The sequence below is a fragment of the Pseudomonas sp. MBLB4136 genome (assembly GCF_051904765.1).
Lineage (GTDB): Bacteria > Pseudomonadota > Gammaproteobacteria > Pseudomonadales > Pseudomonadaceae > Aquipseudomonas.
Genome location: NZ_CP196713.1, coordinates 798,605 through 823,414, shown reverse-complemented (window position 1 = coordinate 823,414; position 24,810 = coordinate 798,605). Strand labels below are relative to the sequence as shown.

At 66.3% G+C, this 24,810-nt stretch carries 27 protein-coding genes and 3 tRNA genes; 20 read left to right on the top strand and 10 right to left on the bottom strand.

What is annotated here, in order from left to right; genetic code table 11:
* Positions 1–77: 77 nt before the first annotated feature.
* The 10 genes from ACSX1D_RS03645 to ACSX1D_RS03600 are packed head-to-tail and all read left to right on the top strand — an operon-like array spanning position 78 to position 8,813.
* Positions 78–1,046, top strand: a complete 969-nt coding sequence (locus ACSX1D_RS03645; protein ID WP_439861019.1) for a YbgA family protein — start codon at positions 78–80, stop codon at positions 1,044–1,046.
* A complete protein-coding gene (locus ACSX1D_RS03640) occupies positions 1,043–2,008 on the top strand; it encodes a MerR family transcriptional regulator (protein ID WP_439861018.1) in 966 nt (321 codons plus the stop codon). Before ACSX1D_RS03645 ends, ACSX1D_RS03640 begins: the two co-directional genes overlap by 4 nt.
* Complete coding sequence (gene phrB, locus ACSX1D_RS03635) at positions 1,996–3,438, top strand: deoxyribodipyrimidine photo-lyase (protein ID WP_439861017.1); 1,443 nt, start codon at positions 1,996–1,998, stop codon at positions 3,436–3,438. Before ACSX1D_RS03640 ends, phrB begins: the two co-directional genes overlap by 13 nt.
* Positions 3,438–3,860: a nuclear transport factor 2 family protein gene (locus tag ACSX1D_RS03630; protein WP_208708484.1), complete on the top strand. Its 423-nt coding sequence runs from the start codon at positions 3,438–3,440 to the stop codon at positions 3,858–3,860. The genes phrB and ACSX1D_RS03630 overlap by 1 nt, the downstream gene beginning before the upstream one ends.
* The gene (locus ACSX1D_RS03625) at positions 3,857–4,636 is read left to right on the top strand and encodes an SDR family NAD(P)-dependent oxidoreductase (RefSeq protein WP_439861016.1); all 780 of its coding nucleotides are present in this window, start codon (positions 3,857–3,859) and stop codon (positions 4,634–4,636) included. The genes ACSX1D_RS03630 and ACSX1D_RS03625 overlap by 4 nt, the downstream gene beginning before the upstream one ends.
* Complete coding sequence (locus ACSX1D_RS03620; RefSeq protein WP_439861015.1) at positions 4,633–5,880, top strand: NAD(P)/FAD-dependent oxidoreductase; 1,248 nt, start codon at positions 4,633–4,635, stop codon at positions 5,878–5,880. The genes ACSX1D_RS03625 and ACSX1D_RS03620 overlap by 4 nt, the downstream gene beginning before the upstream one ends.
* The gene (locus tag ACSX1D_RS03615; RefSeq protein WP_439861014.1) at positions 5,880–6,680 is read left to right on the top strand and encodes a DUF1365 domain-containing protein; all 801 of its coding nucleotides are present in this window, start codon (positions 5,880–5,882) and stop codon (positions 6,678–6,680) included. Before ACSX1D_RS03620 ends, ACSX1D_RS03615 begins: the two co-directional genes overlap by 1 nt.
* Positions 6,667–7,941, top strand: a complete 1,275-nt coding sequence (locus ACSX1D_RS03610; protein ID WP_439861013.1) for a class I SAM-dependent methyltransferase — start codon at positions 6,667–6,669, stop codon at positions 7,939–7,941. The genes ACSX1D_RS03615 and ACSX1D_RS03610 overlap by 14 nt, the downstream gene beginning before the upstream one ends.
* Complete coding sequence (locus ACSX1D_RS03605) at positions 7,934–8,458, top strand: DUF2878 domain-containing protein (protein WP_439861012.1); 525 nt, start codon at positions 7,934–7,936, stop codon at positions 8,456–8,458. The genes ACSX1D_RS03610 and ACSX1D_RS03605 overlap by 8 nt, the downstream gene beginning before the upstream one ends.
* A gap of 37 nt (positions 8,459–8,495) precedes the next feature.
* Positions 8,496–8,813: a YkgJ family cysteine cluster protein gene (locus tag ACSX1D_RS03600; RefSeq protein WP_208708472.1), complete on the top strand. Its 318-nt coding sequence runs from the start codon at positions 8,496–8,498 to the stop codon at positions 8,811–8,813.
* Positions 8,814–8,878: 65 nt separating this feature from the next.
* Here ACSX1D_RS03600 and ACSX1D_RS03595 read toward each other — a convergent pair whose 3' ends face one another.
* The 6 genes from ACSX1D_RS03595 to hemA all read right to left on the bottom strand — a co-directional run bounded on the left by ACSX1D_RS03595 (position 8,879) and on the right by hemA (position 14,330).
* The gene (locus tag ACSX1D_RS03595) at positions 8,879–9,394 is read right to left on the bottom strand and encodes an acyloxyacyl hydrolase (protein ID WP_439861011.1); all 516 of its coding nucleotides are present in this window, start codon (positions 9,392–9,394) and stop codon (positions 8,879–8,881) included.
* A 119-nt stretch (positions 9,395–9,513) separates the two neighbouring features.
* A complete protein-coding gene (gene murI, locus ACSX1D_RS03590; protein WP_439861010.1) occupies positions 9,514–10,302 on the bottom strand; it encodes a glutamate racemase in 789 nt (262 codons plus the stop codon).
* Positions 10,292–11,065 carry a molybdopterin-synthase adenylyltransferase MoeB gene (locus ACSX1D_RS03585; RefSeq protein ID WP_439861009.1) on the bottom strand — a complete coding sequence of 258 codons (774 nt, stop codon included), beginning with the start codon at positions 11,063–11,065 and terminating at the stop codon, positions 10,292–10,294. Before ACSX1D_RS03585 ends, murI begins: the two co-directional genes overlap by 11 nt.
* Entirely contained in the window at positions 11,058–11,891 is an 834-nt protein-coding gene (prmC, locus tag ACSX1D_RS03580) for a peptide chain release factor N(5)-glutamine methyltransferase (RefSeq protein WP_439861008.1), read from the bottom strand. Before prmC ends, ACSX1D_RS03585 begins: the two co-directional genes overlap by 8 nt.
* A 79-nt stretch (positions 11,892–11,970) precedes the next feature.
* Positions 11,971–13,053, bottom strand: a complete 1,083-nt coding sequence (gene prfA, locus ACSX1D_RS03575; protein WP_439861007.1) for a peptide chain release factor 1 — start codon at positions 13,051–13,053, stop codon at positions 11,971–11,973.
* Positions 13,053–14,330: a glutamyl-tRNA reductase gene (gene hemA / locus ACSX1D_RS03570; RefSeq protein WP_439861006.1), complete on the bottom strand. Its 1,278-nt coding sequence runs from the start codon at positions 14,328–14,330 to the stop codon at positions 13,053–13,055. Before hemA ends, prfA begins: the two co-directional genes overlap by 1 nt.
* 185 nt (positions 14,331–14,515) lie before the next feature.
* Between hemA and ACSX1D_RS03565 the strand changes: the two genes are divergently transcribed.
* From ACSX1D_RS03565 to ACSX1D_RS03520, 10 genes are all read left to right on the top strand, one after another.
* Complete coding sequence (locus tag ACSX1D_RS03565; protein ID WP_439861005.1) at positions 14,516–16,246, top strand: tetratricopeptide repeat protein; 1,731 nt, start codon at positions 14,516–14,518, stop codon at positions 16,244–16,246.
* Positions 16,246–16,863 (top strand): lipoprotein insertase outer membrane protein LolB, encoded by a 618-nt coding sequence (gene lolB / locus ACSX1D_RS03560; protein WP_439861004.1) that lies wholly within the window; start codon positions 16,246–16,248, stop codon positions 16,861–16,863. The genes ACSX1D_RS03565 and lolB overlap by 1 nt, the downstream gene beginning before the upstream one ends.
* Positions 16,860–17,735 (top strand): 4-(cytidine 5'-diphospho)-2-C-methyl-D-erythritol kinase, encoded by an 876-nt coding sequence (gene ispE, locus ACSX1D_RS03555; RefSeq protein ID WP_439861003.1) that lies wholly within the window; start codon positions 16,860–16,862, stop codon positions 17,733–17,735. Before lolB ends, ispE begins: the two co-directional genes overlap by 4 nt.
* Positions 17,736–17,757: 22 nt before the next feature.
* A tRNA-Gln gene (locus tag ACSX1D_RS03550) sits at positions 17,758–17,832 on the top strand.
* Between the two features lie 54 nt (positions 17,833–17,886).
* Positions 17,887–17,961, top strand: a tRNA-Gln gene (locus tag ACSX1D_RS03545).
* A 45-nt stretch (positions 17,962–18,006) separates the two neighbouring features.
* On the top strand, positions 18,007–18,948 hold the full coding sequence (locus tag ACSX1D_RS03540) for a ribose-phosphate pyrophosphokinase (protein ID WP_439861002.1): 942 nt from the start codon (positions 18,007–18,009) through the stop codon (positions 18,946–18,948).
* Between the two features lie 113 nt (positions 18,949–19,061).
* Positions 19,062–19,700: a 50S ribosomal protein L25/general stress protein Ctc gene (locus ACSX1D_RS03535; RefSeq protein WP_439861001.1), complete on the top strand. Its 639-nt coding sequence runs from the start codon at positions 19,062–19,064 to the stop codon at positions 19,698–19,700.
* A 68-nt stretch (positions 19,701–19,768) separates the two neighbouring features.
* Complete coding sequence (pth, locus tag ACSX1D_RS03530; protein ID WP_439861000.1) at positions 19,769–20,353, top strand: aminoacyl-tRNA hydrolase; 585 nt, start codon at positions 19,769–19,771, stop codon at positions 20,351–20,353.
* A gap of 39 nt (positions 20,354–20,392) precedes the next feature.
* Positions 20,393–21,493 (top strand): redox-regulated ATPase YchF, encoded by a 1,101-nt coding sequence (gene ychF, locus ACSX1D_RS03525; RefSeq protein ID WP_439860999.1) that lies wholly within the window; start codon positions 20,393–20,395, stop codon positions 21,491–21,493.
* A gap of 77 nt (positions 21,494–21,570) precedes the next feature.
* Positions 21,571–21,647, top strand: a tRNA-Met gene (locus tag ACSX1D_RS03520).
* Positions 21,648–21,741: 94 nt separating this feature from the next.
* Here the strand turns inward: ACSX1D_RS03520 and ACSX1D_RS03515 are convergent.
* From ACSX1D_RS03515 to ACSX1D_RS03500, 4 genes are read right to left on the bottom strand one after another with little or no spacing between them, the layout of a single operon-like run.
* Positions 21,742–22,161 (bottom strand): type II toxin-antitoxin system VapC family toxin, encoded by a 420-nt coding sequence (locus tag ACSX1D_RS03515; RefSeq protein ID WP_439860998.1) that lies wholly within the window; start codon positions 22,159–22,161, stop codon positions 21,742–21,744.
* Entirely contained in the window at positions 22,158–22,403 is a 246-nt protein-coding gene (locus ACSX1D_RS03510) for a FitA-like ribbon-helix-helix domain-containing protein (RefSeq protein ID WP_439860997.1), read from the bottom strand. Before ACSX1D_RS03510 ends, ACSX1D_RS03515 begins: the two co-directional genes overlap by 4 nt.
* Positions 22,404–22,438: 35 nt before the next feature.
* The gene (locus tag ACSX1D_RS03505; RefSeq protein WP_439860996.1) at positions 22,439–23,428 is read right to left on the bottom strand and encodes a phage integrase; all 990 of its coding nucleotides are present in this window, start codon (positions 23,426–23,428) and stop codon (positions 22,439–22,441) included.
* Complete coding sequence (locus ACSX1D_RS03500) at positions 23,425–24,708, bottom strand: hypothetical protein (RefSeq protein ID WP_439860995.1); 1,284 nt, start codon at positions 24,706–24,708, stop codon at positions 23,425–23,427. The genes ACSX1D_RS03505 and ACSX1D_RS03500 overlap by 4 nt, the downstream gene beginning before the upstream one ends.
* Positions 24,709–24,810 lie beyond the last annotated feature (102 nt).

Genomic DNA, 24,810 nt, shown 5'->3' with positions numbered 1-24,810 from the left:
GGCCAGCCTCACTCCTATGATGGACACAGGTTGTACAGGAAATATTACCTGTACAAGTCTTCATCGGAGGTCGCGCCATGTCCCTTGCCCAAGCCCACCACGCCAGACCCAAGCTCGGCATCAGCGCCTGCCTGCTGGGCAACACCGTGCGCTACAACGGCGGGCACAAGGAATCGCGCCTGTGCAGCCAGGTGCTCGGTGAACACTTCGACTTCGTGCCCCTGTGCCCGGAGGTCGCCATCGGCCTCGGCACGCCGCGCGAACCCATCCGCCTGGTCGGTGATCCACAGGCGCCGCGCGCAGTCGGCACGGTCGATCCGACCCTGGATGTGACCGAGCGCCTGGCGGCCTACGGTGCGCGCATGGCCGAGGAACTGGACGGCATCTGCGGCTACATCCTGATGCAGAAGTCGCCGTCCTGCGGCATGGAACGGGTCAAGGTCTACCAGGACCGCGGCCGGCCCAGCGAGGCCAGTGGCCAGGGCATCTTCGCCAGGGCGCTGATCGCCCGCCACCCCGATCTGCCGGTGGAAGAAGATGGCCGGCTCAACGACCCGGTGCTGCGCGAAAACTTCCTCACCCGGGTATTCGCCTACGCCGAGTGGCAGCGCCTGCTTCACGAAGGCCTGACGCGCAAGACCCTGATCGCCTTTCACTCGCGCTACAAGTACCTGCTGATGGCCACCGCGCCGTTGCAGTACAAGGCCCTCGGCCGACTGCTCGGCGACCTCGGCCGGCATGACCTGGCGCAACTGGCGCCGCGTTACTTCAGCGAGCTGATGGCCGCCTTGAAGCAGTGCGCCACCCGCGGCACCCACAGCAACGTGCTGCAGCACCTGTGCGGCTACCTGAAGCAGGGCCTGAGCCGCGAAGAGCGCCAGGAAATGCACCAGCTGATCGGCCAGTACCGCGACGGCATGGTGCCGCTGGTGGTGCCGCTGACCCTGCTCAAGCATCATTTCCGCCGCCACCCGGACGCCTACGTGGCGCAGCAGGCCTACCTGCAGCCCCATCCGGAAAACCTCAGCCTGCGCAACGCCCTATGAACGGCGACGCCCGCCCTGCTGCCCCCGGCGGCGACTCGGCCAGCGAGGCGCTGGGCAAGGGCCTGCTGCCGATCCGCGAGGTGGCGCGGCTGACCGGCGTCAATGCCGTCACCCTGCGCGCCTGGGAACGGCGCTATGGCCTGATCGTGCCGCACCGCACCGCCAAGGGCCATCGACTCTACTCCGAAGCGCACATCGCACGGGTCCAGGCGATCCTTACCTGGCTCGAGCGCGGCGTCTCGGTCAGCCAGGTCAAGGGCCTGCTGCAAGCGGAACGCAGCGCACCGGAGGAAAACCTGTCGCAGTGGGGTCAGAAGCGCGACCAGCTGCTGGCGGCCATCGGCGACCTGGCCGAACGCCGCCTCGACGACTGCTTCAACGGCGAAATGGCGCTGTACCCGCCGCAGACCCTGTGCCAGCAACTGCTACTGCCGCTGCTGCAGGCCCTGGAACTGCGCTGGCGCGGCCAGTTCGGCGCGGAGCTGGAGCGGGTGTTCTTCCTCTCCTGGCTGCGCAGCAAGCTCGGCGCGCGCCTGTACCACAACAACCGTCTGCATGGCGGCGCGCCGGTGCTGTTGATCAACCTGTGCGAACCGCCGATGGAGCCCGGCCTGTGGCTCAGCGCCTGGCTGGCCAGCAGTGCCGGGCATGCGGTGGAGGTGTTCGACTGGCCGGTGCCGACCGCCGAGCTGGGCCTGGCCCTGGAACGCATCCGCCCCTGCGCCCTGCTGCTGTACGCCAGCCAGGCCCTCGACGGCCAGCAGCTGCCACGCCTGCTCGGCGCCGGCCGCTGCCCCACGGTGCTGGCCGGGCCGGCCGTGCGTATTCATCGACAGGCCCTGGCCGAACTGACTGCCTCGCGCGCCGACCTGCGCCTGGCGGAAGACCCGCTGGCGGCGCTGCGAGCGCTGGACCAGCTCAACCTACAGGCCCCTTCACAGGTGACCCCATGCGGCAAATGATCTGGCTGCGCAGCGACCTGCGCGTACGCGACAACAGCGCCCTGGCCGCCGCCATGGCGGCCGGGCCGACCGTGGCGCTCTATCTGCTCAGCCCCGGCCAGTGGCAGCGGCACGACGACGCGCCGTGCAAGGTCGACTTCTGGCTGCGCAACCTGGCCGAGCTGTCCACCGCCCTGGGCCGGCTCAACGTGCCGCTGCTGATCCGCCAGGCCGACAGCTGGGACGCCGCCCCCGCAGTGATAGGCGCGCTGTGCCGCGAGCTGCGGATCAGCGCCGTGCGGGTCAACGAGGAGTACGGGATCAACGAGCAGCGCCGCGACCAGGCCGTGGCCCGGCGCCTCGACGAACAGGACGTGGCCTTCCACGGTCACCTCGATCAGCTGCTGTTCCAGCCGGGCAGCCTGCTGACCCAGTCCGGCGGCTACTTCAAGGTCTACAGCCAGTTCCGCAAGCTCTGCTACCAGCGCCTGCACACCGCCCTGCCGCCCCTGCTGCCGACCCCGGCGGCGCAGGCGCCCCTGGCGCTCGCGAGCGATACCGTGCCCGCCGCTGCCGCCGGTTTCAGCCCGGCGGCCGAGGCGCTGCGCCAGCTCTGGCCGGCCGGCGAGGCCAGCGCTCATGAGCGCCTGGCACGCTTCGCCGACGAGCAGATCGACTACTACCAGGACGCCCGCGACATCCCCGCCAAGCCCGGCACCAGCCAGCTGTCGGCCTACCTCGCCGCCGGCGTGCTGTCGCCGCGCCAGTGCCTGCACGCCGCCCTGCAGGTCAACCAAGGCGAATTCGATGGCGGCAACAACGGCGTCGTCACCTGGATCAACGAGCTGCTCTGGCGCGAGTTCTACAAACACATCCTGGTCGGCTACCCGCGCGTCTCGCGGCACCGCGCCTTCCGCCCCGAGACCGAGGCGCTGCCGTGGCGCGACGCCCCGGACGAGCTGGCCGCCTGGCAGCAGGGCCGCACCGGCTTCCCGCTGATCGACGCGGCGATGCGCCAGCTGCACGCCACCGGCTGGATGCACAACCGCCTGCGCATGGTCGTGGCCATGTTCCTGACCAAGAACCTGCTGATCGACTGGCGCGCCGGCGAGCGCTACTTCATGCGCCAGCTGATCGACGGCGACCTGGCGGCCAACAACGGCGGCTGGCAATGGAGCGCCTCCACCGGCACCGACGCGGTGCCCTACTTCCGCCTGTTCAACCCGGTCAGCCAGTCGCGGCGCTTCGATCCCCAGGGCCGCTTCATCCGCCACTGGCTGCCGGAGCTGGCCGGGCTCGACGACAAGGCCATCCATGACCCGAGCACGGTGCGCGGCGGGCTGTTCGACGCGCTCGACTATCCACGGCCGATCGTCGACCTCAGCCACAGTCGCGAACGGGCCCTGGCGGCCTTCAAGAACCTGCCGCCGCTGCTTCGGGAGGCCAGCTGATGAGCGACTTCCTGCGCCGCTTCGCCAAGGACTTCGCCAGCCTCGACAAGGACAACCTCGAGCGCCTGGGCCAGCTGTACAGCGACGATGCGCTGTTCTGCGACCCGCTGCACGAGGTGCGCGGGCTGGACAACCTGCACCGCTACTTCGCCCAGCTGTACGCCAACGTCAGCGACCTGCGCTTCGACTTCTACGGCTTCGACCAGGTCCGCGAGGGCGAGGGCTACCTGCGCTGGACCATGAGCTACCGCCACCCACGCCTGGCCGGCGGCCAGCTGATCCGCGTGGAGGGCTGCTCCCATCTGTTGTGGAACGGCAAGGTCCATCGCCACCGCGACTATTTCGACGCCGGCGCCCTGCTCTACGAGCACGCGCCCCTGATCGGCCGGCTGATCCGCTGGCTGAAGCGGAGGTTGGCATGAACAGCGAATCGCGACGCATCTGGCTCACCGGCGCCAGCAGTGGCATCGGCGCCGCCCTGGCCGAACTGCTGCTCAAGGCTGGCCACCGCCTGGCCCTCAGCGCGCGCCGCCCGGGTCCACTGCGGGCCCTGGCCGAGCGTTATCCACAACAGGTGCTGCTGGCCCCCGGCGATCTCGGCGACGCCGAGCAAGTGCGCGACATCGGCGAGCGCATCGCTTCGCGCTGGGGTGCCTTGGATACCCTGCTGCTCAATGCCGGCACCTGCGAGTACGTCGATGCCCGGACCTTCGAGGCGGCGATGATCGAGCGGGTGATGCGGGTCAACCTGTTCGCCGCCAGCTACTGCATCGAGACCGCCCTGCCGCTGCTGCGCCGCGGCTGGCAGCCGCACCTGGTCGGCGTCGGCAGTTCGGTGACCTATCTGGCCCTGCCCCGCGCCGAGGCCTACGGCGCCTCCAAGGCCGGCCTGCGCTACCTGCTGGAGGCGCTGCGCATCGACCTGGCCGACGAAGGCATCGACGTCACCCTGGTCAGTCCCGGCTTCGTCGACACCCCCCTGACCCGGCAGAACGACTTCCCCATGCCGATGCGCTGGCCGGTGCAGCGGGCCGCCGCCCATATCGCCAGCCGCCTGGACAAGCGGCCACTGGAGATCGCCTTCCCGCGGCCGTTCATCGCCGCGCTGCGGCTGCTCGCCCACCTGCCGGGGCGCCTGCAACTGGCCATCGGCCGACGCATGGTGCGCCGCGAAACATCGTCGAAGGAACGCCCATGAAGATCGCCATCATCGGCAGCGGCATCGCCGGCCTGACCAGCGCCTACCTGCTCAACCGGCGTCACGACATCAGCCTGTTCGAGGCCGGCGACTGGGTCGGCGGCCATACCCATACCGTCGATGTGCGGGTGGACGGTCGCGACTACGCCATCGATACCGGCTTCATCGTGTTCAACGACTGGACCTATCCCAACTTCATCCGCCTGCTCGACCGGCTCGGCGTCGCCTCCAGAGCCACCGAGATGAGCTTCTCGGTGCGCGATCCGCACAGCGCCGTGGAATACAACGGCAACAACCTCAACAGCCTGTTCGCCCAGCGCCGCAACCTGCTGTCGCCGGTGTTCTGGGGCATGCTGCGCGACATCCTGCGCTTCAACCGCGAAGCCCTCGCCGACCTCGGCACCGGGCGCATGGAGGCGCATGTCACCCTCGGTGATTACCTGCAGCGCGGCGGCTACGGCAGCCGTTTCATCGAGCACTACATCGTGCCCATGGGCGCGGCGATCTGGTCCATGTCCCTGGCCGAGATGCTCCACTTCCCCCTGCAGTTCTTCGTGCGCTTCTTCAAGAACCACGGCCTGCTGTCGGTCAGCGACCGCCCGCAATGGCGGGTGATCGAAGGCGGCTCGCGCAGCTACGTGGCGCCGCTGAGCGCCCCCTTCGCCGAACGCATCCGCCTGAACTGCCCGGTGCAGCGCATCGAGCGCGACGAGGCGGGCGTGACCCTGCACAGCGCCGCCGGCACGGAACGCTTCGACAAGGTGGTGCTGGCCTGCCACAGCGACCAGGCCCTGGCCCTGCTGGCCCAGCCGAGCCTGGCCGAGCGGGAGATCCTCGGCGCCCTGCCCTACGCCGACAACGATGTGGTGCTGCACACCGACACCCGCCTGCTGCCCCGGCGCCGCCTGGCCTGGGCCAGCTGGAACTATCGACTGGGTGGGCCGAGCGAGCAGGCGGCGGCGGTGACCTACAACATGAACATCCTCCAGGGCATCCACAGCGACACCACCTTCTGCGTCAGCCTCAACCAGACCGCGGCGATCGACCCGGACAAGATCCTCGGCCGCTACCGCTACGCCCATCCGCAGTACAGCCTGGCCGGCATGGCCGCCCAGGCGCGCTGGCAGGAGTTGCTCGGCGCCCGGCACAGCTACTACTGCGGCGCCTACTGGGCCAACGGTTTCCACGAGGACGGGGTGGTCAGCGCCCTGCACGTGGCCCGCGCCTTCGGCGAGGAGCTCTGATGCACAGCGCCCTGTACAGCGGCTGGGTCCAACACCGGCGCTTCGCCCCCAGGAGCCATAGCTTCCGCTACCGCATGGGCCTGCTGTACCTGGATCTGGCCGAGCAGGAGCAGGTGCTGGCACTCTCGCCCCTGGCCGGCGACGGTCGCTGGGCGCCCTTCGCCTTCCGCGAAAGCGACTACCTGCCGGAATTCACCAGGCACGGCATGCGCCTGGTCGACGCGGTACGCCAGCGGGTCGCCGAGGCCCTGGGCGAGGCGCCCGGGGGGGCGATCCGCCTGCTGACCCAGCCGCGCAGCTGGGGCCTGGCGTTCAACCCGGCGAGCTTCTTCTACTGCTTCGAGGCCGACGGGCGCCTGGCGGCAGTCCTCTGCGAAGTCAGCAACACGCCCTGGCGCGAGCGCTACCACTACGTGCTGCCGGCACAAGGCGCGGGCCACCAGCACGTCGCCGTGGCCAAGGCCTTCCACGTCTCGCCGTTCCTGCCCCGCGAGCTGCAATACCGCATGAGCTTCGCCGCGCCCGGCCAGCGCCTGGGCCTGCACATGGCCGACTGGCAGGGCGAGGACAAGCTGTTCGACGCCAGCCTCAGCCTGCAACGCGAGCCCCTCGACCGCGCCAGCCTGCACCGCTACCTGCTGCGCTTCCCCTGGATGACCGGCAAGACCCTCGCCGCCATCTACTGGCAGGCCCTGCGCCTGCTGCTCAAACGCACTCCCCTGTTCAGCCACCAGGTCGCGGACGACGGCTTCCGCACGGCCCGGGCACACGCGAAGGACGTATCCCATGAAAAGCTCTAGCCCAACCACCGGCAAATACTCCCTGGTCGCCGGCCAGGGCCTCGGCGCCGGCCTGCTGCGCCGCGCCGTGCTGCACCAGCTGAGCCAGCTTCGCCATGGCCACCTGCTGATCATCGAGGGCGAGCAGCGCCTGGCGTTCGGCGACCCGCAGGCCAGCCTCAGCGCGCAGATCGAGGTGCTCGACGGCGCCGTCTGGGGCCTGGTCGCCGGCAACGGCTCGATTGGCGCGGGCGAGGCCTTTATCCATGGCTACTGGAGCAGCCCGGACCTGACCGCGGTGGTGCGCGTGTTCGTCAGCAACCTTGAGGTGCTCGATGCCCTGGAGGGCGGCCTGGCCCGCCTCGGCCGGCCGCTGATCCAGGGCCTGCACTGGCTCAACCGCAACACCCGGCGCGGCTCGCGCAAGAACATCGCCGCCCACTACGATCTGGGCAACGCGCTGTTCGAGCAGTTCCTCGACCCGACCATGATGTATTCCGCGGCGCAGTTCGAGGGCCCCGACGACAGCCTGGAACAGGCCCAGCTGAACAAGCTCGAACGCATCTGCCAGAAGTTGGCCCTGCGCCCCGACGACCACCTGCTGGAGATCGGCACCGGCTGGGGCAGCATGGCGATCTATGCGGCCAGCCACTATGGCTGCCGGGTCACCACCACCACCCTGTCCCGCGAGCAGTACGACTACACCGCCCGGCGCATCGCCGAGCAGGGCCTGGGCGAGCGCGTCACCCTGCTGCTGGAGGACTACCGCGACCTCGCCGGCCAGTACGACAAGCTGGTGTCGATCGAGATGATCGAGGCGGTCGGCCACCGCTTCCTGCCCACCTACTTCCAGCAGTGCGCGAAGCTGCTCAAGGACGACGGCCTGATGCTGCTGCAGGCCATCACCATCCGCGACCAGCGCTATGCGCAGGCCAGGCGCAGCGTCGACTTCATCCAGCGCTATATCTTTCCCGGCGGCGCCCTGCCCTCGCTGCAGAAGATGCTGGAGATAGTCGGCAGCCGCACCGACCTGAACCTGCATCACATGGAGGATTTCGGCCTGCACTACGCCCGCACCCTGCGCCTGTGGCACGACAACCTGCGCCAGGCGCGGCACAAGCTGGAACAGCTCGGCTACGACGAGCACTTCTACCGCTTGTGGGAGTTCTACCTGTGCTATTGCGAGGGCGGCTTCATCGAGCGCACCATCGGCACCGCTCAACTGCTGCTGGCCAAGCCGGCGGCGCGACCGCAACCGCTACTGGGACGCCTGGATGCCTAAACTGATCGCCAACGCCCTGCTGTTCCAACTCGGCTGGCTGGCCTGCGTGCTGGGCGGCGGCCCCTGGCTGCTGCTGGTGGCCCTGGCCGTCGCGGTGCACCTGCTGTGGACCGCCAGCTGGGCCGCCGAAGGCAAGCTGCTGTTCAGCGTGTTCCTCGCCGGCAGCGCCCTGGACAGCTTCCTGCTCAACCTCGGGGTGTTCGACTTCGGCGAGCCGCGCACCCTGATCCCGCTGTGGCTGGCGCTGCTCTGGCTGCTGCTGGCGACCACCCTCAACCACTGCCTGGCCTGGACGGCGCAACCCTGGTGGCGTGGCAGCCTGCTCGGCGCCGTCGGCGGGCCGCTGTCCTACTATGCCGGCGCCCAGCTGGCCGGCGTCACCCTGCCCTATGGCACCTGGCCGACCCTGGCCCTGCTGGCGCTGATCTGGGCCCTGGTGATGCCCGTGCTGCACGGTTTCGCCAAGCTCTATCGCAGCCAGTACCAGCAGAGCCTGCGCGCGCGCCGGTCGGCTTGAGCGCCGCAGCGGCCACGGCTGGCGTACACTGCGGCCCATGAGTCATCTCCCGCCCATTGCCCACACCCAACTGCCCGATGAGCCGGCCGTCAGCTGCTCGAACTGCGCCGCCTGCTGCTGCCAGCTGGAAGTCATGCTGATCAGCGACACCGGCGTGCCGCAACGCTTCATCGGCACCGATGCCTGGGGCGGCGAGGTGATGCGCCGCCTCGACGACGGCTGGTGCGCGGCCCTTGATCGCGACAGCATGCGCTGCAGCATCTACGAACAGCGTCCGCAGATCTGCCGTGATTTCGAGATGGGCTCGGGCGAGTGCCTGGAAGAGCGTCAGGGCATGGCCGGCATCTATCGCTGAGGGTGCCCCGCCGAAACGAAAAAACCGGGCCATGGCCCGGTTTTTTTGCGGTCTGACGCCGCGCCTCAGAAACTCATGCGGTAATGCAGGGTATAGGCCTCGATGCCGTTGTTCGGCTCCTTGAGCCCGGCATTGGAGTAGTGCCACGCGCGCAGGCCCACCTCCTGGTCGGCGAAACGCAGGCCGACGCCGAGGCGATCCTCGAACTGGAAGGACGAACCCAGTTTGCTGCCCTCCAGCTCGGTGCTGGAGAAGAAGGCCACGCCGATGCCGGCCTCGATGTAGGGCCGCACGTTGTCCCCGGCGAACTCATAAACGAACACTGGCGAGAACGACAGGCTGTGGTTGCTGGCCGACTCATCGCCTTGCCAGTAGGTGTAGCCGGCATCCCAGTAGCCGCCGAGATGGCCGGTGCCGCTTTCCAGCCAGCGGCTGCTGAAGTCGAACTGGGTACCGAGGCGGTAGACCATGGTCGACTCGTCGGTGCTGCCTACGGAGAAGGTCACATCGGCCGCCTGCGCCGACACCACTGATCCCATGGTCACGGCTGCAAGGGCAGCCAAAGCGAACAACTTCTTCATTGGAAATTTCCTTTTATCACCAGGTCCGGGGGCATCCCCGTGCAGTCACCTGAAAGTATCGAAGTCTTGGTTATTAATACAAGCAGACACCTGCATAACAGCAGCCCACCGGGCCGCTGTCAAAGCTTCCGCACCGCCGCCGCCTCGCCCCAGAGCAGTGGCAGCACCGCCTGCATCTGCCCGGGATCGCCACTGCTCCAGAAGCGCCCGGCCAGCGCCGGACCAGCGGCCAGCAGCCGCCGCTCGTCGAGACGCCGTTGCAACTGCCGGGCAACCGCCGCGCCGGTATCGATCAGGCTGACCGAAGCCGGCAGCAGCTCACGCAGCAGTGGTTTGATAAAGGGGTAATGGGTGCAACCGAGGATCAGCGTATCGCAGCCCTCGGCCAGCAGCGGGGCGACGAAGCCCTGGAGCAGCTCGCGGGTCGCCGCGCCGTCCAGCTCGCCGGCCTCGATGCACTCCACCAGGCCCGGGCAAGGCTGGGTCACCACCCGCACGTCGCTGGCGAAGCGGTCGAGCAAGGCGGCGAACCTGGCGCTCTTCAGGGTGCCGGTGGTGGCCAGCACGCCCACCACCCCGGCGCGGGTCGCCGCCGCCGCCGGCTTGACCGCCGGCTCCATGCCGATGATCGGCAGCTGCGGGTACAGCTCGCGCAGCTCGGCGATACCGGCCACGGTGGCGGTGTTGCAGGCCAGCACCAGCGCCTTGGCGCCCTGCCCGAGGAGAAAATCGGCGATCGTCCGGCAGCGCTCGCGGATGAATTCCGGGCTCTTCTCGCCGTAGGGCACATGGCCGCTGTCGGCCACATAGAGCAGGGACTCGCCCGGCAGCAGGGCGCGGATCTCGCGCAGCACCGAGAGGCCGCCGACGCCGGAGTCGAATACCCCGACCGGCGCGTTATTGGCCATGGCCACCGCCACAGACGCTGCAGGCCGGATCGCGCCTGACCCGCAGCTCGCGAAAACGCGAACCCAGAGCATCGACCAGCAGCAGCCGGCCGATCAGCGGCTCGCCGAAGCCGGCCAGCAGCTTCAACGCCTCCAGCGCCTGCAGGCTGCCGACCAGGCCCACCAGCGGACCGACCACCCCGGCTTCGCTGCAGGTCAACTCGGCCTCGCTGCCATGGCCGTACAGACAGTGGTAGCAGGGGCTGTCGTCGCGGCGCGGGTCGAACACCGACAACTGCCCTTCCAGGCGGATCGCCGCGCCGCTGACCAGGGGCTTGCGCGCGGCGACGCAGGCGGCGTTGACCGCCTCGCGGGTGGCGAAGTTGTCGCAGCAATCGAGCACCAGATCCACCGCCGCCACCGCGGCGGCCAGCGAGTCGGCATCCAGGGCGGTGCGGTGCGCCTGCAGGCGTACCTGCGGGTTGAGCACCGCCAGCCGCGCCATGGCCGAGTCGACCTTGCCCCGGCCGATGCTCTGGCTGTCGTGGACGATCTGTCGCTGCAGGTTGGTCAGGTCCACCGTGTCGAAGTCCGCCAGGTGCAGCTCGCCGACACCGGCCGCCGCCAGGTACAGCGCCACCGGCGAGCCGAGGCCGCCGAGGCCGACGATCAGCACGCGGCTGCCCTTGAGGCGCAGCTGCCCTTCGACATCGATCTGCGCCAGGAGAATCTGCCGGCTGTAGCGCAGCAGCTCGTCATCGTTCAGCGTGTTCGGCTCATTCATGGTGAAAACGTCCCAGACTGATGCGTTCATGAGCACCCAGGTCGCGCCGGCTCTGCACCTCGACGAACCCGCGCGCGCTCAGCAGACTGCGGACCGCCACGGCCTGCTGGAAACCATGCTCGAGCAGCAGCCAGCCGCCCGGTTCGAGGTGCTGCGGAGCCTGGGCGACTATCTCGCGGATATCGTCCAGGCCGTCGGCGCCGGCGACCAGCGCGCTGCTCGGTTCGAAGCGCAGGTCGCCCTCGCGCAGATGCCGGTCGTCGGCGGCGATATAGGGTGGGTTGCTGAGGATCATGGCATAGCGCCGTGCGCCCAGGGCGGCGAACCAGTGGCTGGCGCAGAAGGCGGCATTGTTCAGCTTCAACCGCTGGCGGTTGCGTTCGGCCAGGGCCACCGCCTCGGACACCCGGTCCACGCCGGTGACCCGCCAGGCCGGCCGTTCGGCGGCCAGGGCCAGGGCGATGGCGCCGCTGCCGGTGCCAAGGTCGAGCACGCTGGCCGGCGTCGCCGGCAGCAGCGCCAGGGCGGTCTCCACCAGCAGTTCGGTGTCCGGGCGGGGAATCAGGGTATGCGGCGCCACCTCCAGCTCCAGGCTCCAGAAGCCCTGCTGGCCGAGGATATAGGCCACCGGCTCGCCAGCGCGGCGGCGCGTCAGGTCGGCAGCGAAGCGCTCGGCCTGCGCGGCCTCCACCTCGCGCTCCGGCCAGGTGTGCAGGTAGCTGCGCGACTTGCCCAGGGCGCTGGCCAGGAGCAGCTCGGCATCCAGCCGCGGGGTCGGCGAGTCGGGCAGCTCGGCCGCGCTCAACAGGGATTCGATGCTGGCCATATTCCTCTCGCAGGGTGGGTGGTGCGCGCGGCGCACCCTACATGGCACGCCATAGGGAGCACTATGTGCACCACAGGACTCAATCGCCCAGCGCGGCCAGCTGGTCGGCCTGATACTCGGCCAGCAGCGGCTCGATCACCGCGTCGACGCCACCGGCGATGACCTCGGACAGCGAATACAGGGTCAGGTTGATGCGGTGATCGGTGACCCGGCCCTGGGGAAAGTTGTAGGTGCGGATGCGCTCGGAACGGTCGCCGGAGCCGACCAGCAGCTTGCGCGTGTCGGAAATTTCCTTGTGCGCGGCGGCCTCCTGCTGGTCCTTGAGCTTGGCGGCGAGCCAGGCCATGGCCTTGGCGCGGTTCTTGTGCTGCGAGCGCTCCTCCTGGCATTCGACCACGATGCCGGTGGGGATGTGGGTGATGCGGATCGCCGAGTCGGTAGTGTTGACGTGCTGGCCACCGGCGCCGGAGGAGCGGTAGGTGTCGACCCGCAGGTCCGCCGGGTTGATCTCGATCGCCGCCTGCTCGTCCGGCTCCGGCAACACCGCCACGGTGCAGGCGGAGGTGTGGATACGGCCCTGGGACTCGGTTTCCGGCACGCGCTGCACGCGGTGGGCGCCGGACTCGAACTTCAGCTTGGCGTAGACGTTGTCGCCCTCGACCCGGGCGATCACCTCCTTGTAGCCGCCGTGCTCGCCCTCGTTGGCCGACAGCACCTCGACCCGCCAACCCTGCTTCTCGGCATAGCGCGAGTACATGCGGAACAGGTCGCCGGAGAAGATCGCCGCCTCGTCGCCGCCGGTACCGGCCCGCACCTCGAGGTAGACGTTGCGCCCGTCGTTGGGGTCCTTGGGCAGCAGCATGCGCTGCAGGCGGTCTTCCAGCTCGAGCAGCTGGGCCTTGGCGCTGGCCACTTCCTCCTCGGCCATCTCACGCAGGTCCGGGTCGCTGTCCTTGAGTAGCGCCTGGGCGCCCTCGAGGTCGCCCTGCACCTTGCGAAACTCGCGAAACGCCAGGATCACCGGTTCGATCTCGGCGTACTCCTTGGAATAGGCGCGGAACTGGCTCTGCTTGCTTATGACTTCGGCATCACCGAGCAGCGCGGTCAATTCTTCGAAACGATCCTGCAGCAAGTCGAGTTTGTTGATCAGTGAAGCTTTCATCACAGGCCTTTGTCGGACGGCACGCCCTCATCGAGGGCAAAGAGTTCCTGAGCCACGGCCAGCGCATCGATGCGGCCGTCGGCGGAGAGTTTCTTCAGCTGCACGCTGGGCGCGTGCAGCAGCTTGTTGGTCAGCCCGCGGGCCAGCTGGGCCAGCACCTCTTCGGCCGAGGCACCGCGGCCGAGCAGGCGCACGGCCTTGGCCAGCTCCTCGTCGCGCAGGCGCTCGGCCTGCTGGCGATAGGCCCTGAGCACATCCACCGCGGCCAACTCACGCAGGCGCAGCATGAAGTCCTCGGCCCCGGCACTGACCAGCTCCTCGGCGGCCTGGGCGGCGCCCTGCCGGCTCTTGAGGTTTTCCGCGATGACCTCGTGCAGGTCGTCGACGGTATAGAGGTAGACATCGTCGAGCTTGCCGACCTGGGGCTCGATGTCCCGCGGCACGGCGATGTCGACCATAAAGATCGGCTTGTGCTTGCGCCGCTTCAGCGCGCTTTCCACCGCCCCCTTGCCGAGGATCGGCAGCTGGCTGGCGGTGGAGCTGATGACGATGTCGCTGTTCACCAGCTCCTCGGGAATGTCCGAGAGCAGCACCGCGTGGGCACCGAACTGCTCGGCCAGGCTGCTGGCCCGCTCCAGGGTGCGGTTGGCCACGACGATGCGCTTGACGCCCTGCTCGTATAGATGACGGGCGACCAGGGTGATGGTCTCGCCGGCGCCGATCAGCAGCGCCTGGCTGTCGTGCAGGTCACTGAAGATCTGCTTGGCCAGGCTGACGGCGGCGAAGGCCACCGACACCGGGTTCTCGCCGATCGCGGTATCGGTACGCACCTGCTTGGCGGTACTGAAGGTGGCCTGGAACAGCCTGCCGAGCAGCGGCCCCAGGGTGCCGGCCTCGCGGGCCACGGCGTAGGCCGACTTCATCTGGCCGAGGATCTGCGGCTCGCCGAGCACCATGGAGTCCAGCCCGGAGGCCACCCGCATCATGTGGCGCACCGCCGCGTCGTCCTGGTGCACATAGGCACAGGCGCGCAGGTCATCGAGGTTGAGCTGGTGAAACTCGGCCAGCCAGGCCAGCACCGCTTCGGCCGCCAGACTGTCCTGCTCGAGGTACAGCTCGCTGCGGTTGCAGGTCGAAAGGATCGCCGCCTCGCGGCTCGCCGTGCGCAGGCACAGCTGCTGCAAGGCTTCAACCAACTGCTCGGGGGTGAAGGCCACGCGTTCGCGGACGTCCACCGAGGCGGTTTTATGGTTGATGCCGAGGGCGATGAAGGCCATGCAAGGTCGCTGACAGAAGAGGGAAGCGCGCAATTGTCCTACTTCGCCGGTACGAGAACAACCACCGCCGGCCACTGTCCTAGCCAAGCGTGTGCGCCACTGCAGCGCCGTGAGGCCTGCCCCATGGGCTTGCCCTACGGCTTGTGTCATGATGCCCCGACCGCAGGTTAGTCGTCTTTGCCCCTATGAATAGATCCTTCGCGTTACTGACCGCCCTGACCTTGCTGGGCGGCTGCCAAGTGCTCAGCCCTGCCGTTCCGGACGGCACGCCGCCCGTGGAGGAGGCCTCCCCGGCACCGCAAGCGCCGACGCCCAAGGAATATGCCTCGTTCAGCCAGGAGACCCTGTTCGCCCTGCTCACCGCCGAGCTGGCCGGGCAGCGCAACCGCTTCGATATCGCCCTGGGCAACTACGTGCAGCAGGCCAACGCCACCCAGGACGCCGGGGTGGCCGAGCGCGGCTTCCGCATCGCCGAATACCTCGGTGCCGAGCAGGCGGCGCTGGATACCGCGCTGATCTGGGCGAAGAACGCCCCCGACAACCTCGACGCCCAGCGCGCCGCCGCCGTGCAACTGGCCCGCGCCGGGCGATACGACGAATCCATGCACTATATGGAGAGCGTCCTGCAACGTCAGGGCGATACCCATTTCGACTTCCTCGCCCTGTCCGCCGCGGAAACCGACCCGGACACCCGCGCCGGCCTGCTGCAAAGCTTCGACCAGCTGCTGGAAAAGCACCCGGACAACGGCCAACTGCTGTTCGGCAAGGCCCTGCTGCTGCAGCAGGACGAACGCCCCCTGGAGGCCCTCGAACTGCTCGAGGAGCAGGCCGCCAAGCTCGACAATGTGGCGCCACTGCTGCTGCGCGCACGCCTGCTGCAGAGCCTCGAGCGTGGTGATGAAGCGCTGCCCCTGCTGGAGCGGGGCCTCAAGCGCCACCCGGAGGACAAGCGCCTGCGCCTGACCTACGCGCGCATACTGGTCACCCAGGACCGCCTGGAGGACGCCAAGGGCGAGTTCGCCAAACTCCTGCAGCAATTCCCCACGGATGACGACCTGCGCTTCTCCCTGGCCCTGGTCTGCCTGGAAGCCGAAGCCTGGAAAGAGGCCATCGTCTACCTGCAGGAGCTGGTCGAGCGCGGCAGCCACGTCGACGCCGCCCACTTCAATCTGGCCCGCGCCTATGAGGCGCTGAAAAAGCCGAAGAACGCGTTGATGGAATACGCCCTGGTCGGTCCCGGCAATGACTACCTGCCAGCCCAGGCGCGCCAGACCGAACTGCTCCTGGCCGAGCAGCGCGGCGCAGAAGCTTCAGCACGCCTGCGCAAGGCGCGCGAAGCGCAGCCCGACTATGCAATCCAGCTGTACCTGATCGAGTCGGAAGCACTGTCCAAGCAGCAGCAACATGCAGCCGCCTGGAGCCTGATTGCCCAGGCGCTCGAGCAGTTCCCGGACGACCTCAACCTGCTCTACACCCGCGCCATGCTGGCGGAGAAGCGCGACGACCTGGGCCAGTTGGAACGGGACCTGCGCTTCATCATCGAGCGCGAGCCGGACAACGCCATGGCGCTCAATGCCCTCGGCTACACCCTGGCCGACCGCACCACCCGCTACGCCGAGGCGAAGGAGCTGATCGAGCTGGCCTACCAGATCAGCCCGGACGACCCGGCGATTCTCGACAGCCTGGGCTGGGTGCACTATCGCCTGGGCAACCTGGACGAAGCCGAACGCCTGCTGCGCCTGGCCCTGCGCAGCTTCCCCGACCACGAGGTCGCCGCCCACCTCGGTGAAGTGCTCTGGGCCCAGGGCAAGCAACGCGAGGCCAGGAAGGTCTGGGCCGGTGCCCTCAAGGATCAACCCGACAGCACCGTACTGCGCAGCACCCTGCTGCGCCTGACCGGTTCCGAGACCCTGTGATGCTCGCCCGCCCCCTCATCCTCCTCGGCCTGTCCATCCTGCTCGCCGGTTGCGCCGGCCTGACCTCCCGCGAAGCGCTCGAGGGCGCCGGCGATCCGGCCCGCTGGAAACTGCACAAGCAGCAGGTCAGCACCCTCGACGCCTGGCAGATCAGCGGCAAGGTCGGCATCCGCGCCCCGCGCGACTCCGGCAGCGGCACGCTGTTCTGGCTGCAGCGCCAGGACTACTACGACATTCGCCTGTCCGGCCCCCTGGGCCGCGGCGCCGCCCGCCTGACCGGGCGCCCGGGGGCGATCCTCCTGGAAGTGGCCAACCAGGGCCGCTATCAGGCCGCCTCGCCGGAAGCCCTGCTGCAACAGCAGCTGGGCCTGAACCTGCCGGTCTCGCACCTGCTCTGGTGGATCCGCGGCCTGCCCTCGCCCGACAGCAGGAGTCGCGTCACCCTGGATGGCGACAGCCGTCTGGCGCAACTGAAGCAGGACGGCTGGCAGGTCGACTACCTGCGCTACGCCGAGCAGAACGGCTACTGGCTGCCCGAGCGCATCAAACTCGACGGCCACGACCTGCAGGTCACCCTGGTGATCAAGGACTGGCAACCGCGCCAGCTCGGCCAATGACCCAGCCGGCCATTCCCGCCGCCGCCCAGCTGACCCTGCCGGCGCCGGCCAAGCTCAACCTGATGCTGCACATCCTCGGTCGCCGCGCCGACGGCTACCACGAGCTGCAGACCCTGTTCCAGTTCCTCGACCACGGCGATCAACTGGGCTTCGCCCTGCGCGACGACGGACAGATCCGCCTGCACACCGAGATTCCCGGCGTGGCGCACGACAGCAACCTGATCGTGCGCGCCGCCCGGCAGTTGCAGCAGCAGTCGGGCTGCCCACTGGGCGCCGACATCTGGCTGGACAAGCAACTGCCCATGGGCGGCGGCATCGGCGGCGGCAGCTCGGACGCCGCCACTACCCTGCTCGGTCTCAATCACCTCTGGCAGCTGGGCTGGGACGAGGACCGCCTGGCCGCGCTTGGCCTCGGCCTCGGCGCCGACGTCCCGGTGTTCGTGCGCGGCCGCGCCGCCTTCGCCGAGGGCGTCGGCGAGAAACTCACCCCGATCGAGCTCGCCGAACCCTGGTTTCTCGTGGCCATCCCGCAAGTGCTTGTCAGCACAGCGGAAGTTTTCTCCGACCCCGAGTTGACACGCGATACGCCGCCCATTAAAGTTCGCAGCCTTCTTGAGGGGGGTGGTCGTAACGACTGCCAGCCGGTTGTCCAGAAGCGTTACCCAGCTGTTCGTAACGCTTTGATCTTGTTGAACAAATTTGTTCCAACCAGATTAACCGGCACTGGAGCTTGTGTGTTTGGGAGCTTCCCAAACCGGGACGATGCTGATAAAGTCGCCCGCCAACTTCCAGCCGCTTTGCCGAGCTTTGTCGCTCAAGGTCGCAACATCTCGATGTTGCATCGCAGGCTCGCAGCTCTGGCCAAGAAGTGAATGCGTAAGAGTGAGTTGTACTAGGGGCGTCGCCAAGCGGTAAGGCACCAGGTTTTGATCCTGGCATGCGTTGGTTCGAATCCAGCCGCCCCTGCCATCAACGCCACAGGCGTTGTGAGTACGACTGACAGCATTGGGTTACACACGATACAGGGGCGTCGCCAAGCGGTAAGGCACCAGGTTTTGATCCTGGCATGCGTTGGTTCGAATCCAGCCGCCCCTGCCATTTCTATACTCATCCAGGTATACCCTCAGCCGGCAGGTACTGCGCGTGTCCAAGATGATGGTCTTTACGGGGAACGCTAACCCCGATCTGGCGCGACGTATTGTTCGTCAGCTGCACATCCCCCTCGGCGATGCCTCTGTCGGTAAATTCTCCGACGGCGAAATCAGCATTGAAATCAACGAAAACGTCCGCGGTAAAGACGTCTTCCTGATCCAGCCGACGTGCGCGCCAACCAACGACAACCTGATGGAACTGGTGGTAATGGCCGACGCCTTCCGCCGCTCCTCGGCCACTCGAATCACCGCTGTCATCCCCTACTTCGGCTATGCCCGCCAGGATCGCCGTCCGCGCTCCGCCCGCGTGGCTATCAGCGCCAAGGTAGTGGCCGACATGCTCACCGTTGTAGGCATCGACCGTGTTCTCACCGTCGACCTGCACGCGGACCAGATCCAGGGCTTCTTCGATATCCCGGTCGACAACATCTACGGCTCGCCCGTACTGGTGGACGACATCGAAGATCAGCGCTTCGACAACCTGATGATCGTTTCCCCGGATATCGGCGGCGTGGTGCGTGCGCGCGCCGTGGCCAAGTCCCTCGGCGTGGACCTGGCGATCATCGACAAGCGTCGCGAGAAGGCCAACCACTCCGAGGTGATGCACATCATCGGCGACGTGGAAGGCCGCACCTGCATCCTGGTCGACGACATGGTGGACACTGCCGGCACCCTGTGCCACGCGGCCAAGGCCCTGAAGGAACATGGCGCCGCCAAGGTCTTCGCCTATGCCACGCACGCCGTGCTGTCGGGTCGCGCCATCGAGAACATCGAGAATTCCGTGCTGGACGAGCTGGTGGTGACCAACACCATCCCGCTGTCCGCCGCCGCGCAATCCTGCCCGCGTATTCGCCAGCTGGATATCGCACCGGTAGTCGCTGAGGCGGTCCGCCGCATCAGCAATGAAGAATCGATCAGCGCGATGTTCCGTTAACCCGGAATCACCGCTGAACGAAATGCGCCCCGCCTCGAGCGGGGCTTTTTGCCCAACCGTCCGGTCGCTGGTCGCAAGCGTGAAGGACGGTTTGGTTATTTTGGAGAAATGAAATGACTGAATTTGCCCTGAATGCCGAAGTGCGTTCCGACCTGGGGAAAGGTGCGAGCCGCCGCCTGCGTCGTAACGCCAGCCTGGTTCCTGCCGTAATCTACGGTGGCGAGAAAGCCCCGCAATCGATCAGCCTGCTGGCCAAGGACTTCGCCAAGCTGCTGGAGAACGAAGCGGCCTTCAGCCACGTTCTGACCTTGAACGTCGCCGGCAGCAACGAAAGCGTCCTGATCAAGGCGCTGCAGCGTCACCCGGCCAAGGGCTTCGTCCTGCATGCCGACTTTCAGCGCGTGATCGCTGGCCAGAAGCTGACTGCCCACGTACCGCTGCACTTCCTCAACGAAGAAACCGCAGTCGGCGTCAAGCAGAGCGGCGGCGAAATCTCCCACACCCTGGTGGAAGTGGAAGTTTCCTGCCTGCCGAAGGACCTGCCGGAGTTCATCGAGGTCGATCTGGCCAAGGTTGAGCTGGGCCAAGTCGTTCACCTGTCCGACCTGACCCTGCCGAAGGGCGTCGAGCTGGTTGCACTGGCACACGGCAACGACCTGGCCGTAGCCAACATCCATGCTTCCCGCGTGGTGAAAGAAGACGAAGCCGAAAGCAAAGCCGAAGGCGAAGAAGGTGAAGGCGCTGCCGAGTAACCCTCGCACCGCCGAAAACAGCCCGTCCACCCTGGTGGCCGGGCTATTTTCACTAAAGGGCTCCTGACATGACCGCCGTACAACTGATCGTTGGCCTGGGTAACCCCGGCCCCGAATACGACCAGACCCGGCACAATGCAGGGGCCCTTTTCGTTGAGCGCCTGGCAGCCAGCCAAGGCGCCAACCTGAGCGCAGATCGCAAGTATTTCGGCCTGGTGGGCAAGTTCAGCCACCAGGGCCGCGACGTTCGCCTGCTGATCCCCACCACCTACATGAACCGCAGCGGCCAGTCCGTGGCGGCGCTGGCGAAATTCTTCCGCATCCCCCCGGAAGCGATCCTGGTGGCTCACGACGAACTCGACATGCCCCCCGGCGTCGCCAAACTCAAACAGGGTGGCGGGCACGGTGGCCATAACGGACTGCGCGACATCATCGCCCAGCTCGGCAATCAGAATAATTTCTTCCGCCTGCGGCTCGGCATCGGCCACCCCGGGCACAGCAGCATGGTCTCCGGCTACGTGCTCGGCCGCGCCCCGCGCAGCGAGCAGGAACTGCTCGATACCAGTATCGATTTCGCCCTCGGCGTGCTACCGCAAATGCTCGCCGGCGACTGGTCCAAGGCCATGCAACAACTGCACAGCCAGAAAGCCTGACCCTCTCTCCACCGAATTCACCTCCGCGAGGAACACACCATGGGATTCAACTGCGGCATCGTCGGCCTGCCCAACGTCGGCAAGTCCACCCTGTTCAATGCCCTGACCAAGGCCGGGATCAGCGCGGAGAACTTCCCCTTCTGCACCATCGAGCCGAACAGCGGCATCGTCCCCATGCCCGATGCGCGCCTGGACGCCCTGGCGGCCATCGTCAAGCCGGAACGGGTGATCCCCACCACCATGGAGTTCGTCGACATCGCCGGGCTGGTCGCCGGCGCCTCCAAGGGTGAGGGCCTGGGCAACAAGTTCCTCGCCAACATCCGCGAGACCGACGCCATCGCCCACGTGGTGCGCTGCTTCCAGGACGACAACGTGATCCACGTGGCCAACACCGTCGATCCCAAGCGCGACATCGAGATCATCGAGCTGGAACTGATCTTCGCCGACCTCGACAGCTGCGAGAAGCAGCTGCAGAAGGTCCAGCGCAATGCCAAGGGCGGCGACAAGGAAGCCGTGGCGCAGAAGGCCCTGCTGGAGAAGCTGATCCCCCACTTCAGCGAAGGCAAGCCGGCGCGCACCCTGCTGAAGACCCTGGGCGACGAGGAGAAGCAGCTGGTCAGGGGCTTCCACCTGCTCACCAGCAAGCCGGTGATGTACATCGCCAACGTCGCCGAAGACGGCTTCGAGAACAACCCGCTGCTCGACGTGGTCAACGCCATCGCCGCCGAGGAAGGCGCCATCGTCGTCCCGGTGTGCAACAAGATCGAAGCGGAAATCGCCGAGCTGGAAGACGGCGAGGAGAAGGACATGTTCCTCGAGTCCCTGGGCCTGGAAGAGCCCGGCCTGAACCGGGTGATCCGCGCCGGCTACGAACTGCTCAACCTGCAGACCTACTTCACCGCCGGGGTCAAGGAAGTACGCGCCTGGACCGTACGCGTCGGCGCCACCGCCCCGCAAGCCGCGGCCGTGATCCACACCGACTTCGAAAAAGGCTTCATCCGCGCCGAGGTCATCGCCTACAACGACTTCATCCAGTTCAAGGGTGAAGCGGGGGCGAAAGAGGCCGGCAAGTGGCGCCTGGAGGGCAAGGAGTACATCGTCAAGGATGGCGACGTCATGCATTTCCGCTTCAACGTCTAAGCGCTTGATCGCGCGCAGAAATCTTCGCGAAACAGGGTTGACAGCAGCCCGCCATCCGCGAATAATGCGCGCCACTCGGCTACGTAGCTCAGCTGGTTAGAGCATAGCATTCATAATGCTGGGGTCCGGGGTTCAAGTCCCTGCGTAGCCACCAAACAAAACAAGGGTTTAGCGAAAGCTAAGCCCTTTTTTGTTTTCCGAAGTGACTACCAAGTGACTACGCAGCGCCTACCGGTGAACTGACCGCGTCACGCTTCCCAAGGATTGATTACGGGGACGCCCAGGTAGTCGAAATGCCTCACGTTGCGCGTTGCCACTTGCGCATCATGCAAAGCGGCGATTGCGGCAATCTGCCCATCGGCCATATCCGCGACCTTCCCCTTCGCCTCACTCTCAGCCGCCAAGCCGGCATAGTGAACAGCCGCCTCTGTATCGAACGGAAGAATGCGGCCGGCAAAATCTTCCTCGAACATCAGCGTCGCCAGCTCTAGTAAACCTTGCTTGCGCTTACCGTCCGACATGCGCGCGATGCCGTAAAGAATCTCGGCAACGGTGATAGCGCTGGTGAACAGCTCACTTGAAGGCTGAGCATCAACCCAAGCCAAGACTTCGGCAGCAGGTTTAGCCCGCATCAGCTCGGAAAGCACATTGGTATCAAGCAAGATCATTCGTCAAAGCTCGCCGCACGCGCCTTGTCCTTGCGTTCAGGCAGCTCAAGGTCTGCACCACCGAGGGCAGCGAATCGAGCATGAATGCGACTACCCAGGCCACCGCTCTTTTCCGACTTGAACAACGCCTGACGAATAATGACTCTCGCCTCCTCTTCCATCGAACGGCCATGGCTTGCGGCAACCACACGCAGTTGAGCCTTGAGGTCGTCGTCTAGGTTACGAATAGTGATGCTGGCCATATCGCCTCCGAATGAAATCATTGATTGCACTGCAATCACTCAGAAGTGTATCTGCACTGCGCAAGGGGCGACAACCTCAAGGCCGACTCCAGATGATCCGGCGAAAGATGCGCGTACCGCATGGTCATGGTGATCGAAGAATGCCCAAGGATGCGCTGCAGGCTGAGGATGTCACCACCGGCCATCATGTAATGGCTGGCGAAGGTGTGCCGGAGGATGTGGGTTAGCTGTCCTGGCGTGTCGAAGCCGCAGCGTTCATAGGCGCTACGAAATGCAGCCCGGCAGGACATGAACAGCCGACCATTCCCAGGCATTGCCACCTGGAACACGGCGTCTTCGACTTCCCTGGGTATCGGCACCGAGCGCGACTGCCGATTCTTGGTCCGGTGAAAATGGGCCTTCCCCCCGAAGATCGCGCCCCGCGTCAGACTCTCCGCTTCGTCCCATCTGGCGCCAGTAGCCAAGCAGATCAGCGCCACTGGATAGGTGTGGTTGTTCGTCGACCTGCTGCACTCATCGAGCAGCTGACTAATCTGCTCCAGACTCAGAAATGACAGCTCGGTCTGATCGGTCTTTATCTGCCGGACCTTGGCTAACGGATTGTTGCCCGCCCACGCGCCCAGGCGAATCAGTTCGGAAAACACGGCGGACAGGTAGCGCTGCTCGTGGTTGACCGTGCTGGGCGTCGCGTCTTTCAAGCGTGACTGACGGTAGCGGGCCCAGGCCAGGGCATCGAAGTCGGAGACGCGAGGGTCGCCCAGGCGCTGCACCACTGCCATGGTCCGAGACAGCCGGGCCTTCTCATCCTTGAGCGAGCAGCCGTGCAGGTCATACCAGACGGTGACCAGATCGGAGAGGCGATCATCGAGCGGCCTTCCGGTCTTCTCTAGCGACGCGAAGTAATCCGACTCGAAACGCTGGGCGGCTGACTTGGTCGCGAAACCCTTCTTGCGGATTCGCCGACCAGTGCGGCCATTCTCATAGAAGTCCGCCATCCATGTTTTGCCGTTTTTGCGAACGGTCATACCGCCCTGCCCCACCTGACGTTGCGTTCCTCGAGCAGCGCCTTGATGTGCTTGTACAGGTCGTGCTCACTCATGTCCTTGGCGGCGTAGTGGTCGCGGATCACCGGCCAGCAGTCCCACTGCTGGAGGGTCTCAAAGGCCTTTTTTGCGCCCACCCGCTCCCTTGCCAGCAGGCTTACGAAGTTTCCCAGGAATAGCTCGACGTTCTTCCCGGAGAAGCCCCGGCTCGTCTTGTAGTAGCGCTTGTATTCGGTCTGATCGAGCAACGAGTCCACCGGCAGATCGACCCGCACGTCATCGCGGATCAGGGTCCAGATCGGCTCGAAATAGCCAGGCCGGGCCAGCAACTTGAACTGCCCCAGGCCATAGCGCCAAAGGCCGTCCAAATGCCCCGAGAACGCCGCATAGGAGCGCGTGTCGATGGCTTCCCCCGTACTGACGTCGATGGAGCCGCTGGCGAATTGCTGGATGATCGAGTGGTGATAGCGCAGCTCAACGCGCCAGACGTCTTGCGCCGGATCATAGTTCTCCGGGTCGCCTTCATCGAAGCTGTCGCGGCGCTTCCAGACGCTTTCCCAGTAGTCGAGCTTGTCCGTGGCGCGGGCCTGTTCGGTCTTGTTGTAGATGGCCAGTTGCACGCCACCGGCGGAGCCGAACATGGAGGTTTCCCCACGCCCGTAGACGCTGGATTTAGTGGCCCAATGGACTTCGTTAATGCCGGATATGTCGCGGTGCGTGCGCGCCTTGCAGTGCATGCGGGCAACCAGATCGGCAGGCGGAGCCCAGCCCTGCAGGTCCAGCGCCAGATGGACCGCGCACTGGTTCATTTCCAGATGGGTCAGCACGGCGTCGGCGTAGTAGTCCAGGCGCTCTTGCAGACGCTCGGGCGAGAAGGCGTCGATGGCGTGAGGCGACACCTCGATTTTCAGATGGGGGCCGATGCTGTCGAGCTTGGCGTTGAAGTTCTTCACCAACAAGATGATGCCCAGGTCGGCGTTCTGCAGCTTGTACTGGTAGCCCGAATCGCGCCCTACCCGTCCCGAGTGCCAGCGCTGGCCGGCAAAATCGACCATGGTGCCCGGCGTCTCAAACAGCGCCATGATTTCCGGGCGGATCATGCCCCGGTACAGCTGCCGCACCGTATCGACGCCGCACCGGAGCAGGCGAACGCCTGACAGGTCGACGAAGCCCATATGGCCCGGATCGACGAAAAGACGACTTTTCGAATTCTCCAAGCCGGTTTCTATATCGATACGGGAGAAGTCCTTTGCTCTGGCCATTTCACACCTTTCACTCTGGTTTAGTCTGGTCGTTCACTTCTGTTTATCTGACGTGTTACAGGGACGTCAGGGGCGCGCCGCGCGCCGTTGTCGCTCTGCACC

Excerpts from the sequence above, each read along its gene's own strand:
- ACSX1D_RS03645 (WP_439861019.1), top strand. The coding sequence starts at position 78 with ATGTCCCTTGCCCAAGCCCACCACGCCAGACCCAAGCTCGGCATCAGC.
- ACSX1D_RS03640 (WP_439861018.1), top strand. The coding sequence starts at position 1,043 with ATGAACGGCGACGCCCGCCCTGCTGCCCCCGGCGGCGACTCGGCCAGC.
- phrB (WP_439861017.1), top strand. The coding sequence starts at position 1,996 with ATGCGGCAAATGATCTGGCTGCGCAGCGACCTGCGCGTACGCGACAAC.
- ACSX1D_RS03630 (WP_208708484.1), top strand. The coding sequence starts at position 3,438 with ATGAGCGACTTCCTGCGCCGCTTCGCCAAGGACTTCGCCAGCCTCGAC.
- ACSX1D_RS03625 (WP_439861016.1), top strand. The coding sequence starts at position 3,857 with ATGAACAGCGAATCGCGACGCATCTGGCTCACCGGCGCCAGCAGTGGC.
- ACSX1D_RS03620 (WP_439861015.1), top strand. The coding sequence starts at position 4,633 with ATGAAGATCGCCATCATCGGCAGCGGCATCGCCGGCCTGACCAGCGCC.
- ACSX1D_RS03615 (WP_439861014.1), top strand. The coding sequence starts at position 5,880 with ATGCACAGCGCCCTGTACAGCGGCTGGGTCCAACACCGGCGCTTCGCC.
- ACSX1D_RS03610 (WP_439861013.1), top strand. The coding sequence starts at position 6,667 with ATGAAAAGCTCTAGCCCAACCACCGGCAAATACTCCCTGGTCGCCGGC.
- ACSX1D_RS03605 (WP_439861012.1), top strand. The coding sequence starts at position 7,934 with ATGCCTAAACTGATCGCCAACGCCCTGCTGTTCCAACTCGGCTGGCTG.
- ACSX1D_RS03600 (WP_208708472.1), top strand. The coding sequence starts at position 8,496 with ATGAGTCATCTCCCGCCCATTGCCCACACCCAACTGCCCGATGAGCCG.
- ACSX1D_RS03595 (WP_439861011.1), bottom strand. The coding sequence starts at position 9,394 with ATGAAGAAGTTGTTCGCTTTGGCTGCCCTTGCAGCCGTGACCATGGGA.
- murI (WP_439861010.1), bottom strand. The coding sequence starts at position 10,302 with ATGGCCAATAACGCGCCGGTCGGGGTATTCGACTCCGGCGTCGGCGGC.
- ACSX1D_RS03585 (WP_439861009.1), bottom strand. The coding sequence starts at position 11,065 with ATGAATGAGCCGAACACGCTGAACGATGACGAGCTGCTGCGCTACAGC.
- prmC (WP_439861008.1), bottom strand. The coding sequence starts at position 11,891 with ATGGCCAGCATCGAATCCCTGTTGAGCGCGGCCGAGCTGCCCGACTCG.
- prfA (WP_439861007.1), bottom strand. The coding sequence starts at position 13,053 with ATGAAAGCTTCACTGATCAACAAACTCGACTTGCTGCAGGATCGTTTC.
- hemA (WP_439861006.1), bottom strand. The coding sequence starts at position 14,330 with ATGGCCTTCATCGCCCTCGGCATCAACCATAAAACCGCCTCGGTGGAC.
- ACSX1D_RS03565 (WP_439861005.1), top strand. The coding sequence starts at position 14,516 with ATGAATAGATCCTTCGCGTTACTGACCGCCCTGACCTTGCTGGGCGGC.
- lolB (WP_439861004.1), top strand. The coding sequence starts at position 16,246 with ATGCTCGCCCGCCCCCTCATCCTCCTCGGCCTGTCCATCCTGCTCGCC.
- ispE (WP_439861003.1), top strand. The coding sequence starts at position 16,860 with ATGACCCAGCCGGCCATTCCCGCCGCCGCCCAGCTGACCCTGCCGGCG.
- ACSX1D_RS03535 (WP_439861001.1), top strand. The coding sequence starts at position 19,062 with ATGACTGAATTTGCCCTGAATGCCGAAGTGCGTTCCGACCTGGGGAAA.
- pth (WP_439861000.1), top strand. The coding sequence starts at position 19,769 with ATGACCGCCGTACAACTGATCGTTGGCCTGGGTAACCCCGGCCCCGAA.
- ychF (WP_439860999.1), top strand. The coding sequence starts at position 20,393 with ATGGGATTCAACTGCGGCATCGTCGGCCTGCCCAACGTCGGCAAGTCC.
- ACSX1D_RS03515 (WP_439860998.1), bottom strand. The coding sequence starts at position 22,161 with ATGATCTTGCTTGATACCAATGTGCTTTCCGAGCTGATGCGGGCTAAA.
- ACSX1D_RS03510 (WP_439860997.1), bottom strand. The coding sequence starts at position 22,403 with ATGGCCAGCATCACTATTCGTAACCTAGACGACGACCTCAAGGCTCAA.
- ACSX1D_RS03505 (WP_439860996.1), bottom strand. The coding sequence starts at position 23,428 with ATGACCGTTCGCAAAAACGGCAAAACATGGATGGCGGACTTCTATGAG.
- ACSX1D_RS03500 (WP_439860995.1), bottom strand. The coding sequence starts at position 24,708 with ATGGCCAGAGCAAAGGACTTCTCCCGTATCGATATAGAAACCGGCTTG.